Origin of the sequence: Bradyrhizobium sp. CCBAU 53351, assembly GCF_015291745.1 — a bacterium.
GTDB lineage: Bacteria > Pseudomonadota > Alphaproteobacteria > Rhizobiales > Xanthobacteraceae > Bradyrhizobium.
Map to the genome: position 1 here is coordinate 5,593,104 of NZ_CP030059.1, position 15,548 is coordinate 5,608,651.

15 protein-coding genes are annotated in these 15,548 nt (G+C 67.1%); 14 read left to right on the forward strand and 1 reads right to left on the reverse strand.

Annotated features, from left to right (window positions below; genetic code table 11):
* The first annotated feature begins 2 nt into the window (after positions 1 to 2).
* Genes XH83_RS26575 through XH83_RS26640 form a run of 14 tightly spaced genes read left to right on the forward strand, consistent with a single transcriptional unit; the run spans position 3 to position 14,589 of the window.
* Positions 3 to 836, forward strand: a complete 834-nt coding sequence (locus XH83_RS26575; RefSeq protein ID WP_194403637.1) for a phosphoenolpyruvate hydrolase family protein — start codon at positions 3 to 5, stop codon at positions 834 to 836.
* A 27-nt stretch (positions 837 to 863) separates the two neighbouring features.
* The gene (locus XH83_RS26580; RefSeq protein ID WP_194403638.1) at positions 864 to 3,773 is read left to right on the forward strand and encodes a flotillin family protein; all 2,910 of its coding nucleotides are present in this window, start codon (positions 864 to 866) and stop codon (positions 3,771 to 3,773) included.
* Between the two features lie 9 nt (positions 3,774 to 3,782).
* Positions 3,783 to 4,220, forward strand: a complete 438-nt coding sequence (locus XH83_RS26585) for an SRPBCC family protein (protein ID WP_194403639.1) — start codon at positions 3,783 to 3,785, stop codon at positions 4,218 to 4,220.
* A 2-nt stretch (positions 4,221 to 4,222) separates the two neighbouring features.
* On the forward strand, positions 4,223 to 4,666 hold the full coding sequence (locus XH83_RS26590) for an SRPBCC family protein (protein ID WP_194403640.1): 444 nt from the start codon (positions 4,223 to 4,225) through the stop codon (positions 4,664 to 4,666).
* Positions 4,667 to 5,485: a xanthine dehydrogenase family protein subunit M gene (locus XH83_RS26595; RefSeq protein WP_194403641.1), complete on the forward strand. Its 819-nt coding sequence runs from the start codon at positions 4,667 to 4,669 to the stop codon at positions 5,483 to 5,485.
* 3 nt (positions 5,486 to 5,488) lie between these two features.
* Positions 5,489 to 5,965: a (2Fe-2S)-binding protein gene (locus tag XH83_RS26600; protein ID WP_194403642.1), complete on the forward strand. Its 477-nt coding sequence runs from the start codon at positions 5,489 to 5,491 to the stop codon at positions 5,963 to 5,965.
* Between the two features lie 8 nt (positions 5,966 to 5,973).
* Positions 5,974 to 7,569 carry a xanthine dehydrogenase family protein molybdopterin-binding subunit gene (locus XH83_RS26605; RefSeq protein ID WP_194403643.1) on the forward strand — a complete coding sequence of 532 codons (1,596 nt, stop codon included), beginning with the start codon at positions 5,974 to 5,976 and terminating at the stop codon, positions 7,567 to 7,569.
* A gap of 1 nt (position 7,570) precedes the next feature.
* Entirely contained in the window at positions 7,571 to 8,593 is a 1,023-nt protein-coding gene (locus XH83_RS26610; protein WP_011086158.1) for a xanthine dehydrogenase family protein molybdopterin-binding subunit, read from the forward strand.
* Positions 8,594 to 8,603: 10 nt separating this feature from the next.
* Positions 8,604 to 9,485 (forward strand): MoxR family ATPase, encoded by an 882-nt coding sequence (locus tag XH83_RS26615; RefSeq protein WP_194403644.1) that lies wholly within the window; start codon positions 8,604 to 8,606, stop codon positions 9,483 to 9,485.
* Positions 9,482 to 10,603 carry a VWA domain-containing protein gene (locus XH83_RS26620; RefSeq protein ID WP_194403645.1) on the forward strand — a complete coding sequence of 374 codons (1,122 nt, stop codon included), beginning with the start codon at positions 9,482 to 9,484 and terminating at the stop codon, positions 10,601 to 10,603. The genes XH83_RS26615 and XH83_RS26620 overlap by 4 nt, the downstream gene beginning before the upstream one ends.
* Complete coding sequence (locus XH83_RS26625; RefSeq protein ID WP_194403646.1) at positions 10,600 to 11,484, forward strand: amidohydrolase; 885 nt, start codon at positions 10,600 to 10,602, stop codon at positions 11,482 to 11,484. Before XH83_RS26620 ends, XH83_RS26625 begins: the two co-directional genes overlap by 4 nt.
* Positions 11,485 to 11,515: 31 nt before the next feature.
* Positions 11,516 to 12,364: an N-acyl homoserine lactonase family protein gene (locus tag XH83_RS26630; RefSeq protein WP_018318076.1), complete on the forward strand. Its 849-nt coding sequence runs from the start codon at positions 11,516 to 11,518 to the stop codon at positions 12,362 to 12,364.
* A 20-nt stretch (positions 12,365 to 12,384) separates the two neighbouring features.
* A complete protein-coding gene (locus tag XH83_RS26635) occupies positions 12,385 to 13,959 on the forward strand; it encodes an isochorismatase family protein (protein WP_194403647.1) in 1,575 nt (524 codons plus the stop codon).
* A gap of 3 nt (positions 13,960 to 13,962) precedes the next feature.
* A complete protein-coding gene (locus tag XH83_RS26640) occupies positions 13,963 to 14,589 on the forward strand; it encodes an FMN-dependent NADH-azoreductase (RefSeq protein ID WP_194403648.1) in 627 nt (208 codons plus the stop codon).
* A gap of 23 nt (positions 14,590 to 14,612) precedes the next feature.
* On the opposite strand, the gene XH83_RS26645 is transcribed toward XH83_RS26640, so the two are convergent.
* A complete protein-coding gene (locus XH83_RS26645; RefSeq protein WP_194403649.1) occupies positions 14,613 to 15,533 on the reverse strand; it encodes a U32 family peptidase in 921 nt (306 codons plus the stop codon).
* Positions 15,534 to 15,548: the final 15 nt, after the last annotated feature.

A 15,548-nucleotide genomic window follows, 5' to 3' on the forward strand; every position in this document is an offset into this window, starting at 1 on the left:
CGATGGCCCGGTTTGAACGCGCTGCCCTTCTGAAACGGTTTCGCGACATGGCGCGTCGCGGCGAGCCGATCGTCGGCGGTGGCGCCGGCACGGGGCTCTCCGCGAAATGCGAAGAGGCCGGCGGCGTCGATCTCATCGTGATCTACAATTCCGGCCGTTATCGCATGGCCGGCCGCGGCTCGCTCGCGGGCCTGATGGCATATGGCGATGCCAACGCCATCGTGGTCGAGATGGCGAGCGAAGTGCTGCCCGTGGTCACCCGGACGCCGGTGCTCGCGGGCGTCAACGGCACCGATCCGTTCCGCGACATGGACGTGTTCCTCGACCAGTTGAAAGCGCTCGGATTTGCCGGCGTCCAGAACTTTCCGACCGTCGGCCTGATCGACGGCACCTTCCGTGCCAATCTCGAAGAGACCGGCATGTCCTATGCCCTCGAGATCGACATGATCGCGAAGGCGCATGACAAGGACATGCTGACGACGCCCTATGTGTTCAGCGAGAAGGAGGCCGCCGCGATGGCGATCGCCGGCGCCGACATCGTCGTCTGTCACATGGGGCTGACGACCGGCGGCACGATCGGCGCGCAGACCGCATTGAAGCTCGAGGACTGTCCGGCACAGATCGACACCTGGGCCTCCGCCGCGCTCAGCGTCAATCCTGACATCCTGGTGCTGGCGCATGGCGGCCCGATCGCGGATCCCGCGGATGCCGATTTCATCATGAAGAACACCCGCCATTGCCACGGCTTCTACGGCGCGTCCTCGATGGAGCGGCTGCCCGTGGAACGGGCGCTGACGGAGCAGGTACGTCAATTCAAGGCGATCGGCGCGCGATAACGCCGGAAGGGTTCGAGGGAGGAAAAGATGTCGGGGATGTTGGTCGGTGAATTGATCCTCTGGCTGATCGTCGCGATCGTCGTGATCGTGGTCGGCGTCTATATCGTGAACTGGCTCTACCACCGTTCCTCCAAGGAGACCTCGTTCGTCCGGACCGGTTTCCTCGGCGAACGCGTGGTGATCAACGGCGGCGCGTTCGTGCTGCCCTTCATCCACGATTACACACCCGTCAACATGAACGTGCTGCCGATGGGCATCGTCCGCTCCCGGCAGGACGCCGTGATCACCCGTGACCGCATGCGCGTCGACATCGAGGCCGACTTCTATGTCCGCGTGCAGCCAACCCGGGAAGCGGTCTCGATCGCCGCGGCCACGCTCGGCCGCCGCACCCTGGAGCCCGGGCAGTTGCACGCGCTGCTCGCCGGCAAGTTCATCTCCGCGATCCGCTCGGTTGCTTCCGAAATGACCATGGAAGAGATGCACGAGCGGCGCGGCGACTACGTCGCGCGGGTCAAGACCGAAGCGGCCGAGGCCCTCGCCCAGAACGGCCTCGAGCTGGAATCCGTCGCCATCACCGATCTCGACCAGACCGACCTCGAATTCTTCAACCCGTCGAACCGGTTCGACGCCGAAGGCCTGACCCAGCTGATGCAGGACATCGAGGCCAGGCGGAAGCTGCGCAACGACATCGAGCAGGACTCGATGATCAAGATCCGCACCCGCAATCTGGAGGCCGAGCGGCAGGCCCTCGAGATCGAGCGCGAGAGCGAAACCGCGCGGCTGGAGCAGGAGCGCGACATCGAGATGCGCCGCGCCCTGCAGCGCACGGAAGTCGCCCGTGAACGCGCACTGCGCGAGACCGAGGCCGAACAGGCCCAGATCTCCGCCCGCGAGACCATCGAGCGCGCCCGCATCGCCAATGACCAGGCCATCGCCGAGGCCCGCATCGCCTCCGAGCGGGAAACCCGCCAGAAGGAGATCGAGCGGACGCGGACCATCGAGGAGAAGGAGCTGCTGGCACGGGAGGAGATCGAGAAGACCAGGATCGCCAACCAGCGTTCGATCGACACCACGCGGATTGCGTCGGAGCGCGAGGTGCGCCAGCGCGAGATCGAGCGCATGCGCACGATCGAGGAAGCCGAGATCGCGGCCCGCGAAGCCATCGAGAAGGCGCGAATCCAGCAGGACCGCGTCGTGACCGACGCCCGTATCGCCAACGAGGAGGAGACGCGGCGCCGCGAGATCGAGCGCACGCGCGCCGTCGAGGAAGCCGAGATCGCCGCCCGCGAGGCCACCGAGAAGGCCCGCATCGCCCAGACGCTGATCGTCAATGTCGAGCGCATCTCCTCGGACGAGCGCACCCGCGCGCTGGAGATCCAGCAGGTGCGCACCATCCAGGAGGCCGAGATCGAGGCCCAGCGCGCCGTGGAAGCCGCCCGCATCGCCCGTGAGCGGACGCTCGCCGCCGAGCGCATCGCCGCCGAGCAAAGCACGCGGCAGCTTGAGATTGAGCGCAACCAGGCGCTGGACGTCGCCGGCATTACCGCCCGCGAGACCACCGAGGCCAGCCGCATCGCCCAGGAGGAGCGCGTGCGCTCGCTGGAGATCGCCCGCAACCGCGCCGTCGAGGAGGCCGATATCGCCTCCCGCGAGGCGATCGAGGCGGCCCGCATCGCCCAGGAGAAGGCGGTTGCGGCCGAACGCATCCAGGCCGAGCGCGACACCCGCGCGCTGGAAATCGAGCGCACCGGCGTCCTCGAGGCGGCCGAACTGAAGCGGCGCGACGCCATCGAGCGCCAGCGTATTACCGTCGATCTGGCGCTGGAGGCCGAGCGCATCAACTCTTCCAAGAAGCGCGAGGTGCTCAACATCGAGCAGAAGAAGGCGATCGAGATTGCCGACGAGGACCGCGTCATCGCGCTATCGACCAAGAAGTCCGAGCGGATCGATGCCGACCGCCAGGTCCGGCAGGCCGAGATCGTCGCGCGCAAGGAGGTCGAGACCACGGACGTCTCGCGCGAGCAGGCGCTGGAAGCGGCCCGCATCGAGCGCCGCCGCGCCATCGAGCAGCTCGAGGTCGCCCGCGTGCAATCCCTGCAGGAGGCCGAGATCGCCTCCCGCGAGGAGGTCGAGCGCGCCCGCATCGCATCCGACCGGGGCCTGGATGAAGCCCGCGTCGGCCGCGAGCGCGAGCTGCGCAAGCTCGAGGTCAATCGTGAGAAGGAGGTCGAGACCGTCCTGATGGAGAAGGCGATCGCCATCCATCTCAAATCTCTGGAAGAGTCTGCCGCCAAGGCGTCGGCCGAGGAAGCGCGGATGCGCGCGACCGAAGCAACCGAACGCGTCATCACGGCGCGCGAGAGCGAGATCGCCAAGCGGCGCAGGACCGTAGAGGTGATGCTCGCCGAGAAGCAGGCCGAAGAGACCCGCATCGCAGCCGAGGCCGAGCGGGTGCGCGCCGCCGTCGAGGCCGAGGCGCAGCGGATGCTCAACGAGGCCGAGAACGTACTGACCGACCAGGCGCGCTACTCGCTGTTCCGCAGAAAGCTGCTCGACCGGATCGAGGGTATCGTGCGCGAGAGCGTCAAGCCGATGGAGAAGATCGAGGGCATCCGCATCCTCCAGGTCGACGGCCTCAACGGCAACGGGAATGGCGGCAATGGCGGCCGCAGCGCCACCGACGAGGTGATCGATTCCGCCTTGCGCTACCGCGTCCAGGCGCCGCTGATCGATTCCATCCTGGCGGATATCGGCGTCGAGGGCGGCAGCCTTGCCAAGATGCCGGGCCTGATCCGCGAAGCCCGCGACATGCAGGGCATCAAGGAGTCCGCGCGCAAGAGCGGCGGAGGTGGCGGCGGTGACAAGCCGGCGGCCACGCCGCCTGCGGCCGAGGGTGGCGAACCGCCGGCCGAGCGCGGGCCGAGGAAGAAGAGCTGAGGTCGCACCATGGCTCGCGTCTACGTCTCCACCGTCGTCAACGCCCGCAACGACCGCGTCTGGGCGCGGGTGCGCGATTTCAACGGCCTGCCGAACTGGCATCCGGCGATCGCCGAAAGCCGCATCGAGGGCGGCGAGCCCTCGGACAAGATCGGGTGTGTGCGCGATTTCCGCCTGCGCAACGGCGACCGCATTCGCGAGAAGCTGCTCGGCCTCTCCGACTATGACATGTTCTGCACCTATTCGATCCTGGACTCTCCGATGGGCGTCGAGAACTACGTCGCAACCCTGCGGCTGACGCCGGTCACCGACGGCGACCAGACTTTCGTGGAATGGACCGCGGAATTTGACTGCGCGCCGGAACGGGAGACGGAGCTCGTGAGCAATATCGGCGGCGGCGTGTTCCAGGGCGGGTTCGACGCACTCAAGCGCGTGTTTGGAGGCTAGCCGTGCCGCACATCGTCAAGAGCACGATCCTGGATACGCCGACCAACGCGGTGTGGAGCGTGCTGCGCGATTTCAACGGGCATGACCGCTGGCATCCGGCGGTCGCGACCTCCTCAATCGAACGCGCGCAATCCTCCGACAAGATCGGTTGCGTCAGGCGATTCAAGCTGAACGACGGCTCCGAGCTGCGCGAGCAACTGCTGGCGCTGTCGGACCTGGAACAATCCTTCAGCTATTGCCTGCTCGATACGCCGGTCCCGATGTTCAACTACGTCGCCCATGTCCGCCTGCTGCCGGTCACGGATGGTGACCGCACCTTCTGGCATTGGGAGTCCCGCTTCACCACGAAGCCCGAGGACAAGGACCGCATCACCCACATGGTCGCCGAAGACATCTATCAGGCGGGCTTCGAGGCGATCCGCCGGCATCTGAAGGAGGCCGCATAGATGGCCGTGACAGTGAAGACTTTTACGAGCGCCAGCGAAGCCGCGGGCGCGCTGTCCTCGGACCGCAGCGCGCGCTATCTCGGCGGAGGCACGCTGGTGATGCGCGCGCTGAACGAGGGCGATGTATCGGTCTCGACAATCGTCCGCGCGCAGGATCAAGCTCTCACCCGGATCGATGCTTCTGGCCCCCGCATCACGCTCGGTGCCGGCGCCACCTTTGCGCGCCTTCTCGCCGAACGCGACCTCGCCTTCCTGCACGCCCCCGCCCGCTCGATCGGCGGTCCGGCCGTGCGCAACATGGGCACGATCGGCGGCAATCTGTTTGCGCCCAGTCCCTATGGCGACTTCACCGTCGCGCTGCTGGCGCTCGATGCGACCGTCGCCGTCGCCGGCGGCTTCGGCGCACGCGATGTCCCGATCGAAGAGTTCTTGCAGGCGCGCGACCGGCAGAGCGGGACGTTGGTGCTGTCGGTGTCCTGCACTCGGCCGGCCAGCGCCGAAGCCTTCCGCTATCGCAAGATCGCGCGCATCAAGCCGAAAGGCGGCTCGGTCATCACGCTGGCCGCGCATCTGCCGATCAGCGGCGGCCGGATCGCGGGCGCCCGGATCGCGCTGGGATCGATGGCGCCGACCCAGATCCGCGCCCGCGCCGCCGAGCGTGCGCTGGAGGGCCGCTCGCTGGATACGGCGACCATCGCGGCGGCTGCGTCCGCGGCGAGCGAGGTAACATCGCCATTCGACAACGCGCTCGGCAGCGCCTGGTATCGCCGCGAGATCGTCGGCGTGCATCTGCGGCGCCTGCTGTCGGGACAGGAATAGAGCATGGCCAAGATCCCCCTGCAATTTCGCCACAACGGCCGCGACGTCGCGATCTTCGTCGACGGCGGCACCAATCTGCTGGTCGCGCTGCGCGAGCTGATCGGCGACATGACGCCGAAATTCGGCTGCGGCCAGGGCGGCTGCGGCACGTGCAGCGTGCTGGTCGACGGCGAGCTCCACCTCTCCTGCCTGACGCTCGCCGAGAAGGTCGCAGGCCGGTCGGTCGAGACGCTCGACGGCATGAAGCAGGGCCCGAACCTGCATCCGCTGCAACGCGCCTTTGCCGACAATTTTGCTGCCCAATGCGGCTATTGCACACCGGGGATGCTGATGGCCGCCAAGGCGCTGCTCGACCGCAATCCGTCGCCCAGCCGCGACGAGGTGATCGAGGCCATCTCCGGCAACATCTGCCGCTGCACCGGCTACGAGCCGATCATCAATGCCATCCTCGCCGCCGCCGGCGGCCGGGTCAGCGCCTGAGGTCAACCATGCTGGAACTGCGCAAGGACATCTTCGCCGACGAGCGCGACGACAACCTCAAGGAAATCGGCAAGGGCACCCAGCGTCAGGACATGCTCGGCCATGTCACGGGCACGTCGAGCTACTTCAACGACCACAAGCTGCAGGGCATGCTGCACCTGAAGGTCGTGCGCTCGACACAGGCCCACGCACGGCTGCGCCGTATCGACACCACCGAGGCCGAGCGGTCGGCCGGCGTGCGTCGCATCATCCGCGGCACCGACGTGCCGGTCAATCTCAACACGCTTCTGAGCCTGATCAATTTCGGCAAGGACGACGAGCCGTCATTGGCGGTCGACAAGGTCCGCTACAAGGGCGAACCGATCCTCGCCATCGTTGCCGACAGCGAGCGTGAGGCGTTCGAGGCCATCGCGAAGGTCAAGGTCGACTATGAACCGCTGCCGGCCGTGTTCGACGTCGAGGATGCGCTCAAGCCCGGCGCGCCCGTGGTCAACGAGACCTATCCGAAGAACGCCTTTATCTACCACGACGTCTACGACCACCAGCGCCTGCGCTTCGGCGATGCCGACGCGGCGCTCGCGGGCGCGGACCACGTGCTGGAACAGCGCTACCAGATGTCGCCGATCGAGCACGCGCCGACCGAGACCAACGGCGCCATCGCTGCGCCTGACACCAACGGCCGCTACGTCGTCTATACCTCGACGCAGGCGCTGTTCTTCTCGGTCGACACTTGCGCCAAGATTTTGGACGTGCCGTCCAACACCTTCCACTTCATCGGCGGCACCGTCGGCGGCGGCTTCGGCGGCAAGGTGGACACCCTGACTGAGCCGCTCGCCATCCTCGGCGCCATGCTGACCGGGCGTCCCGTCCGCTACGTGTTCGGGCGCGAGGAGGAGATGCAATATGGCCCGCCGCGCGGCGCCGAACGCATCTTCATCAAGGACGGCGTGATGCGCGACGGCCGCATCGTCGCCCGCAAGATCCGGGCCTATTTCGACAGCGGTGCCTATACAAGGCTGTCCAGCTACGCCGCGGTGAAATGCGCCGCGCATCTGCCGGGCCCCTACACCATCCCGAACGTCTATGGCGACGTCTACTGCGTCTTCACCAACCGCACGCCTGCAACCGCCATGCGCGGCTTCGGCGTCACGGCGATGGACTTTGCCATCGAGTGCCAGATGGACAAGCTCGCGAACCTCGTCGGCATGGACCCGATGGAGTTTCGCATCCTCAACGCCTATCGCGACGGCGACATGAAAGCGCACCGGCGCGAGGCCAAGAACACCGCGCTGATCGAATGCGTCCAGGTCGCGGCCGAAAAGGCCAAATGGCCGATCCGTGACGAGTTCAGGCGCGCATCCTCGCGCAAGGACGGCGGCGGCAGCCGCGCAGCAATCCCGCCGACGCCGACGGATTCTTCGCGCGCGAGGCCGACGGCGCCGGTCCAGCAGCGCACCAGCTACGACCGGCTGCCGCCAACCGTCACGCGAGAACCGCCGAGCGATCCGCCCCCGCCGGCGCCGCCGCCTCCCCCGCCGCGCCCGGCCGCGCCATCGCACGGCGCGACGCGGTTCTCGTCCGTGTTCGGCACCAGGAGACGCTGAGATGACCAGGCATCGCGGACGCGGCATGGCGTCGATCAACTATCCCATCGGCATGAATCTCGGCGGCGATCCGAGCCAGGCGCTGGTGCATTCCAATCCCAGCGGCAAGTTCACGGTGGCGCTGTCGTCGATCGACCTCGGCCAGGGCATGAAATCGGTGACGCGGCAGATCTGCGCCGAGACGCTCGGCGTGCCCGTCGAGGACGTCTATGTCGACACCGCCGATTCCGACACCGGCCCGCACTGCATGGGCTCGTTTGCCTCGCGCGGCACCCACCGCGTCGGCAACGCCGTGATGGCCGCCGCCCGCGAGGCGCGCGGCGTGATGATGGAGGCAGCGGCCGAGGAGCTGGAGGTCAACGCGGCCGATCTCGAAACCGACGGTCGCGGCAACATCCACGTCAAGGGCGCGCCGCACCGTTCGATCTCGACCAAGGACGTCGCGATCGCCGCGCAGTTCAAGCAGGGCAAGACGATCTCGGGACGCGGCATCTTTCTCGTTCCGCTCTCCAACGTCGATCCGGAGACCGGCGAAATGTCGCCGGCGACCTGTTACGCACATGCCTGCCTCGTCGCCGAGGTCGAGGTCGACGACGAGACCGGCGAGGTCGCGATGGTGCGCATGGATTCCGCCTATGAACTCGGCCGCGCGCTCAACCCGCGCCTGGTCGAGCAGCAGCTGGTCGGCGGCGCCTGGATGGGCGTCAGCCACGCGCTCTACGAGACCCCGGAGCCCTATTATCCCGATCCCGTGCATGGGCCGCGCGACTTCGTCGAATATCTGATGCCCGGCCCCGGCGACATCTGCCCGCATGACATCGCCGTGCTCGAGCGTCCGGCGCCCGATGGTCCCTTCGGGGCCAAGGGGCCCGGTGAGATGTGCGCCAACCCGGTGCTGCCGGCCGTTGCGAACGCGATCTTCAACGCCGTCGGCGTCCGCATCGACGACCTCCCGATCACGCCCGAAAAGGTGTTGCGCGCGATCAAGAGCCAGGGCGGCGCGCGGCCGCAGGCGAGACGCTAGAGGATCGGCCGTGGCGGTTCGCAGCAACATCGTCGGCATCGACAGCCCGGAGGCGCTGGAGAAAGCGCTGCGAGCGGCCTATTACCTCGCCGACGAGGGCCTTGCGACATCAGCCTATCTAGGCCTCGCCCTCGGCAAGCCGCTGCTGCTGGAAGGCGCGCCGGGCGTCGGCAAGACGGAAGCCGCCAAGGCGATCGCCGCAGTGCTCGGCCGCCGCCTGATCCGCCTGCAATGCTACGAGGGCATCGACGCCTCTGCCGCGCTCTATGAGTGGAACTATCCGCGCCAGATGCTGGCGATCCGCCAGGCCGGCGACGAGAGCATCGATATCTATGGCGAGACCTTCCTGATCGAGCGTCCCATGCTGGCCGCGCTGCGCGCGCCCGATTCCACCGTGCTCCTGATCGACGAGATCGACCGGGCCGACCAGGAGTTCGAGGCCTTCCTGCTCGAATTCCTCTCCGACTTCCAAATCTCCATTCCGGAGCGCGGCACGGTGCGCGCGGCCGAACGCCCGGTGGTCGTGCTGACGTCGAACCGGACGCGCGATCTGCACGAAGCGCTGCGCCGCCGCTGCGTCTATCACTGGATCGACTATCCGACCGCGGAGCGCGAGGCGCGGATCATCATGATGCGCGCCTCCAGCGTCGCCGAGGCCACCGCCCGCGCCGTCGTCGCAGCCGTGGAGAAGCTGCGGCGCGAGCCCCTCAGCAAGGCGCCCGGCATCGCCGAGGCGGTCGACTGGGCGGAGGCCGCGACGCTCCTCAACAAGGGCGGCGCTCGTTGGCCCGATGCGTTCAAGCGGTCGATCGGCGTGGCGCTGAAGGACGAGGAGGATCTGCATTTCATTTCGCCGCGGCTCGATGCCATGCTGGCGGAGGCGACCGCATGAGCACCGAACCGCAGCTGCCGCGCGCCGCCCGCATCTTCGTCGCCTTTGTCCCGCTGCTGCGGGCGAACGGCTTTGCCGTGGCGCCGGAGCAGACCACGACGTTCCTGGCCGCCGTCGAGCTGCTCGGCCCGCGCACCATCGAGCACGTCAGGCAAGCCGCCCTGGCGACGCTGGCTCCGCCACCCGAGCGCCGCGCGACCTTCGACCGGCTGTTCGATCTGCATTTCCGCGGCAGCGAGGCCATTGCGCGCGACGACGAGGGGGAGGACGACGAGACGGTCCGGCTTCAGGAAGAGGGCCGCGGCGACGAGGAGCCGCTGCTGTCCGATGATGCCAGCGAGTCCGGCCTGACTGCAACCCGTACCGAGGCGCTGGTCGAGCGCCGCTTTGGCCCGGCCGCTGGCACAGACGCCCTGCGCCGCCTGGCGCGGGAGGCGCCACGACGCCTGCCCCGGCGGCGCGGCCATCGCCGCATGCGCGCGCGGCGCGGGCCGTTTGCCGATCTGCGCCGTACTTTACGCGACTCTGTCCGCAGCGACGGCGAGATCTTGCGGCTCGGTCACATGAAGCGGCGGCAGCGCCCACGCAAGATGCTGCTGCTGATCGACGTCTCCGGCTCGATGAAAAGCCGCACCGAGGAGAACATGAAGCTGGCGCATGCGCTGGTGCAGGCGTCGCCCAATGTCGAGGTGTTCACCTTCGGCACGCGGCTGACGCGCGTCACCCGCCCGTTGCGGCTGAAGCGTCGCGAGCAGGCGATGAACGCCGCCGCGCATCTGGTCAGCGACTGGGACGGCGGCACCCGCATTGGCGACGCGCTCCAGGCTTTCCTCGCGGTGCCCCGCTTCGGCGGCTATGCCCGCGGCGCCGCTGTCGTGATCGTCTCGGACGGGCTGGAGCGCGGCGAACCCGATGCGCTGCGCGATGCGGTCGCAAAGCTGTCGCGGCGGGCCTGGCGCCTGAGCTGGCTGACGCCCCTGGCGACAAGCCCCGGCTTCCGCCCGCAGACCGAGGCGCTGATCGCCATCGAGCGCTTCGTCGATGACCTCGAAGAGGGCGGTTCGAGCGCGTCGATCGTCGCGCATATTCTGGCGCTGGGACGAAGGAGAGCCGCGTGACCGATATTGTCGACGGCCATCATCACATCTGGCGGCAGGCCGACCTGCCCTGGCTGATCGGCCCGATGCAACCGCGCATCTTCGGACCTTACGAGCCGATCCGGCGCGATTATCCGATTGCCGAATATCTCGACGACCTCAAAGGCACCGGCGTCACCCGATCGGTCTATGTCCAGACCAACTGGGCCAACGACCGCTTTGAGGACGAGGCCGCCTGGGTGCAACAGACCGCGGACGAACACGGCTGGCCGCACGCGATCGTCGCCTATGCCAATTTTGCCGTGGAGGACGTTCGCCCGCAGCTCGACCGCCTGAATCGCTACTCGCTGGTGCGCGGCGTGCGCATGCAGCTGCACTGGCACGAGAACCCGCTCTACCGCTTTGCAGCCCGCGCGGACCTCTGTGCCGATCCGATGATCCAACGCAACGTCGAGCGCCTCGCCGACTATGGCTGGAGTTTCGACCTTCAGGTCTTCACGCCGCAGATGCCGGACGCCGCGGCGCTCGCCGAAGCCTGCCCCGGGGTGACCTTCATCCTCCAGCACGCCGGGATGCTCGAAGACCTCTCGCCCGCGGGACGCGCGGCCTGGCGTGCCGGCATGGCCCGGCTCGCGGCCTGTCCCAACGTGGTCTCCAAGCTTTCCGGGCTCGGCACCTTCATCCATCGCAATGATCCCGCGCACATCGCCGCCGTGCTCGCAGACACCGTCGCGATCTTCGGCGCCGAGCGCTGCCTGTTCGGCTCCAACTTTCCGATCGAGAAATTGTGGACCAGCTATCGCGATCTCGTTGAGGCTTTTCGCGCCGCCGCCGCGCCGTTCAGCGCCGAGCAGCAGGACGCCATCTTCAGGACGACCGCAACGCGCGTCTACCGGCTTTGACAGACAAGAAACAGATCAGGGAGGGCAACGAATGGCGCTGGAGATCAAGATCCTGGACTACGGCGATATCGAGCTGGAATCGAGCTTTCTGGTGCTCGGCCGCGACTGCGGCCGCACCCGCCGCGTCCTCACCCTCGGCTTTTTGATCCTTGGCGGGAAATATCCCGTCGTGGTCGACACCGGCTACCGCTCCAACCAGATCATGGAGACGCTGGGCATGCGCGGGCTGCAGTACCACGAGAACATGATCGAGAACCAGCTCGCGCGCCACGGCGTGCGCATGGGCGACGTCCGCTTCGTCTGCCATACCCATCTGCACATCGACCATGCCGGCAAGGACGATCTGTTTCCGATGAACACGACCGTGGTGCTCAACCGCAAGGAGCTCGAATATTCGGTGTCCGGCCTGATGCATCCGCAATATCCGGCGCCCGACATCAAGCATTTGATCGATCGGCTGCACACCAAGAGCGCGCTGCGCTTCCTCGACCTCGAGATCACCGGCCCGATCGAGCTGATGCCCGGCGTCTATTGCGACGCCGCCAACGCGCATACGGAGGGCTCGATGAACGTCATCGTCGAGACCGCCGATGGCATCGCCACCATCTGCGGCGACGTGATCTACGACTTCAATGACCAGATCGTGACGCCGTTCAACGAGATCCACGATTGGGAGCCGCGCACGACGGGCAATCACGGCACCAGCAAGCGTGCGGAGAAGGCCTCGATCAAGAAGCTGCTGAGCAATTCGCGCTATCTGCTGCCGGTGCACGACCGTCCCGCCAAGATCGAAGGCGGCAACGTCGTCGGACGCCTGCACGACCAGGTCCCCGGCCCGATCGTGCAATCGCTGCCGGCACGCAACTGGTTCCCGGCGTAACGCGACTCGAGGATCGACCGATGACCCACGTCACCTTGCGAAGCGAATTCGAGGCGCTGATCGACCCCTATGCCCCGGTCGCGCAGGTCGGCACGGGTTTCGACTTCACGGAAGGGCCGATCTGGCATCCGGTCGATCACTATTTGCTATTTTCGGACATGCCCGGCGACGTGCGCCGGCGCTGGGATGCGCGGCGCGGCGTCGCCGAGGTCAAGCGCCCCTCGAACAAATGCAACGGCATGACCTACGATGCCGAGCTCAACCTCATCGTCTGCGAGCACGCGACATCATCGCTGATCCGCGAACGGCCGGACGGGCGGCGCGAAGTGCTGGCGTCGCATTTTGGGGGGCAGGAGCTGAACAGCCCGAACGACGTCTGCGTGCACTCGTCCGGCGCGATCTATTTCTCGGACCCCTGGTACGGCCGGATGCCGGTCTATGGTGTCGAGCGGCCGCGCCAGCTCGGCTTCCAGGGCGTCTATCGCGTCGTCCCCGGCAGCGAGCCGAAGCTCGTCGTCGAGCGAAACCTGTTCGACCAGCCGAACGGGCTGTGCTTCTCGCCCGACGAGAAGCTGCTCTATGTCAACGACACCGTGCAGGCGCTGATCCGCGTCTTCGACGTCAGTGCCGACGGCTCGCTCTCGAATGTCCGGGTGTTCGCAAGCGGCATCAAGTCCGAGCTGGAGCCGGGCCTGCCGGACGGCATGAAGTGCGACCAGCATGGCAATGTCTGGGTCACCGCGCCCGGAGGCGTCTGGGTCTATTCGCCGCGCGGCGAGCTGCTCGGCAAGGTGCGCGTGGCCGAGCTGGTCGCCAACCTCGCCTGGGGCGGGCCGGATTTCCGCACGCTGTACCTGACCTCGACCCATTCGGTCTATGCGATCCCGACCAAGGTCGGCCCGCGGCACGAGCCCTATATGAGCGGGCGGCGAAGCGGCGGCGGCGCGACCGCAAGCGCCGCGCCGCAGGCGCCCATCCTCGCCGACGGCGAGATGCGGCTCGATCCCCAGCGCTGCGCCATGATCATCCAGGACCTGCAGAACGACGTCATCATGGACGGAGGCGCCTTCGCCGAATCAGGCGCGCCCGGCCACGCCAAGCAGCAGCATGTCGTCGAGAATGTCCGCCGCCTTGCGGAGACGGCTCGCGCGCGAGGTGTCGCCATCATCCATGTCTGGTTCGTCGTCGAGCCAGGCGCGCCCGGCGTGACGCTGAATGCGCCGCTGTTCGAAGGGCTGGTCGACAGCAAGGCGATGGTGCGCGGAAGCTGGGGTGCTGCGCCCGTCTCCGGTCTCGAGCCGCGGCCCGGCGACTTCGTCGTCGAGAAGATGCGCATGAGCGCGTGGGAGGGCACGCGGCTGGAGACGATCCTGAAGGCCACCGGGCGCGACATGATCATCAACACCGGCGCCTGGACCAACATGTCGGTGGAGCACACCGCCCGCACCGGGGCCGACAAAGGCTACTTCATGATCGTGCCGGAGGATTGCTGCTCGACCATGAATGCGGACTGGCACGCCGCCTCGATCAACTTCGCCATGCAGAACGTCGCCATCGTCACCCGGGCGGATGCCGTCATCCGGGCGTTGGGATGATCCGTGGCCAAGCTCCTGCATCTGTCCTGCTCGCCCCGCGCCGACTCCATCTCGAGCGCCGGCGCGCGCGTCTTCCTTGACGGCTTCCGTCAGGCCCGGCCGGACTGGGACATCGATGTCGTCGACCTCTGGCGGGAGCGGATGCCGGAATTCGCAGGTCCCATCGTCGAGGCCAAATATGCACGGATGAACGGACAGGCCTTCAACGACGCGGAGCGTGACAGCTTTGCCGAGGCCGAGCGAATGGCGACCCGCTTCGCGCTCGCCGATCGCGTGCTGATCTCGACGCCGATGTGGAATTTCGGCATCCCCTACAAGCTCAAGCAATGGTTCGACATCGTAGTCCAGCCCGGGCTGACCTTTCGCTTCGACCCATCGCAGGGCTATCTCCCGTTGCTGAAGGACCGGCCGACGCTGGTGATTCTCGCCAGCGGCAGCGACTTCGCCACCGGCATGAATCGCGGCCGCATCGACATGGCAACGCCCTATTTGCGGGACATCCTGCGCTTCATCGGCATCGACAATGTCCGTTTCGTGGCGATCGGGCCAACCACCGGACCGCAGCAGCCGATCGAGGCTGCGCGGGACAGAGCGCACCGACGTCTGGCCGCAATGGCCACGAGCTTCTGATGCACCGGCATCGCTCTGTCCTCTTACGCCGCCGAGCCCTGAGCACCGCCTGATCGGGCTTGACGATAGAGGTGTCCTGGCTCGGCCCACAGGAACCCATTCGAGAACGGCACACCGGGATAGGCCGCCGCAAGGCGGCGATTGCCGCCATCGACATCGTCGCGGCCGTCGAGCACGTCGCGAAAGGTCCTGGCGATCTCGACCATGTCGCAATCCTGCGGCGACAGGCGCAACGAGCGAACGTTGCTCTCGCGCAGGAGGCCGGCCTCGCCCAGCAGATTGGCGCAGCTGTGAGACAGGGTCTGCACGCCGTTGACGGTGAGGAAATCCTGCTGCTCCAGCGTGTTCAGCAGCAGACCATCCGGATCCTTCTCGCAGACGAAGCGACAATTGTCCTTGGCGAGCTTGTGGAGGCGCGCGTGATAGCAGCGCGCGGAGATGGCGAGCGGCACCCTGCCGAACGCGAACACCTCCGTCGTGACATCAGGGACGGCCTTCGCGATCGCCGCGATCGAAGCCAGCGGCAATTCCGGCGGCAGGCAGATGCGCCTGGCCCCGTGCGCGGCGTGAAAGGCCGCGCTGGCTTCGTTGTAGATGTTGACGAAGGGCCCGATGGCGTGCGCCCGGCCCGCCAGCGCCCTGAGACAGGTCAGATCATTCACCTCGACCAGTGCGCCTTCGGCCGAAGCGAGCTCTTCGGTCTGGCGGCGCTCGCGCCGCAGCGAGACCAGGATCAGCGAGCCGAGCAGCACCTCTTTGCCAGCGCTTTGCAGCCGTTCGACCACGGCCGGGATGTGGTCTGCAAAGAACGGCGATCGCTTCGAGCAGACGATCTCGCCGACTGAGACGACATCGACAGGCGCTTCGTCGGCGATACGGAAATAGAAGTCGCGCCAGCGTTCAGGCGCCCAATTGTACAGAACTGGACCGAGGCTGAGTTGCATCTTCCGGACCTCACA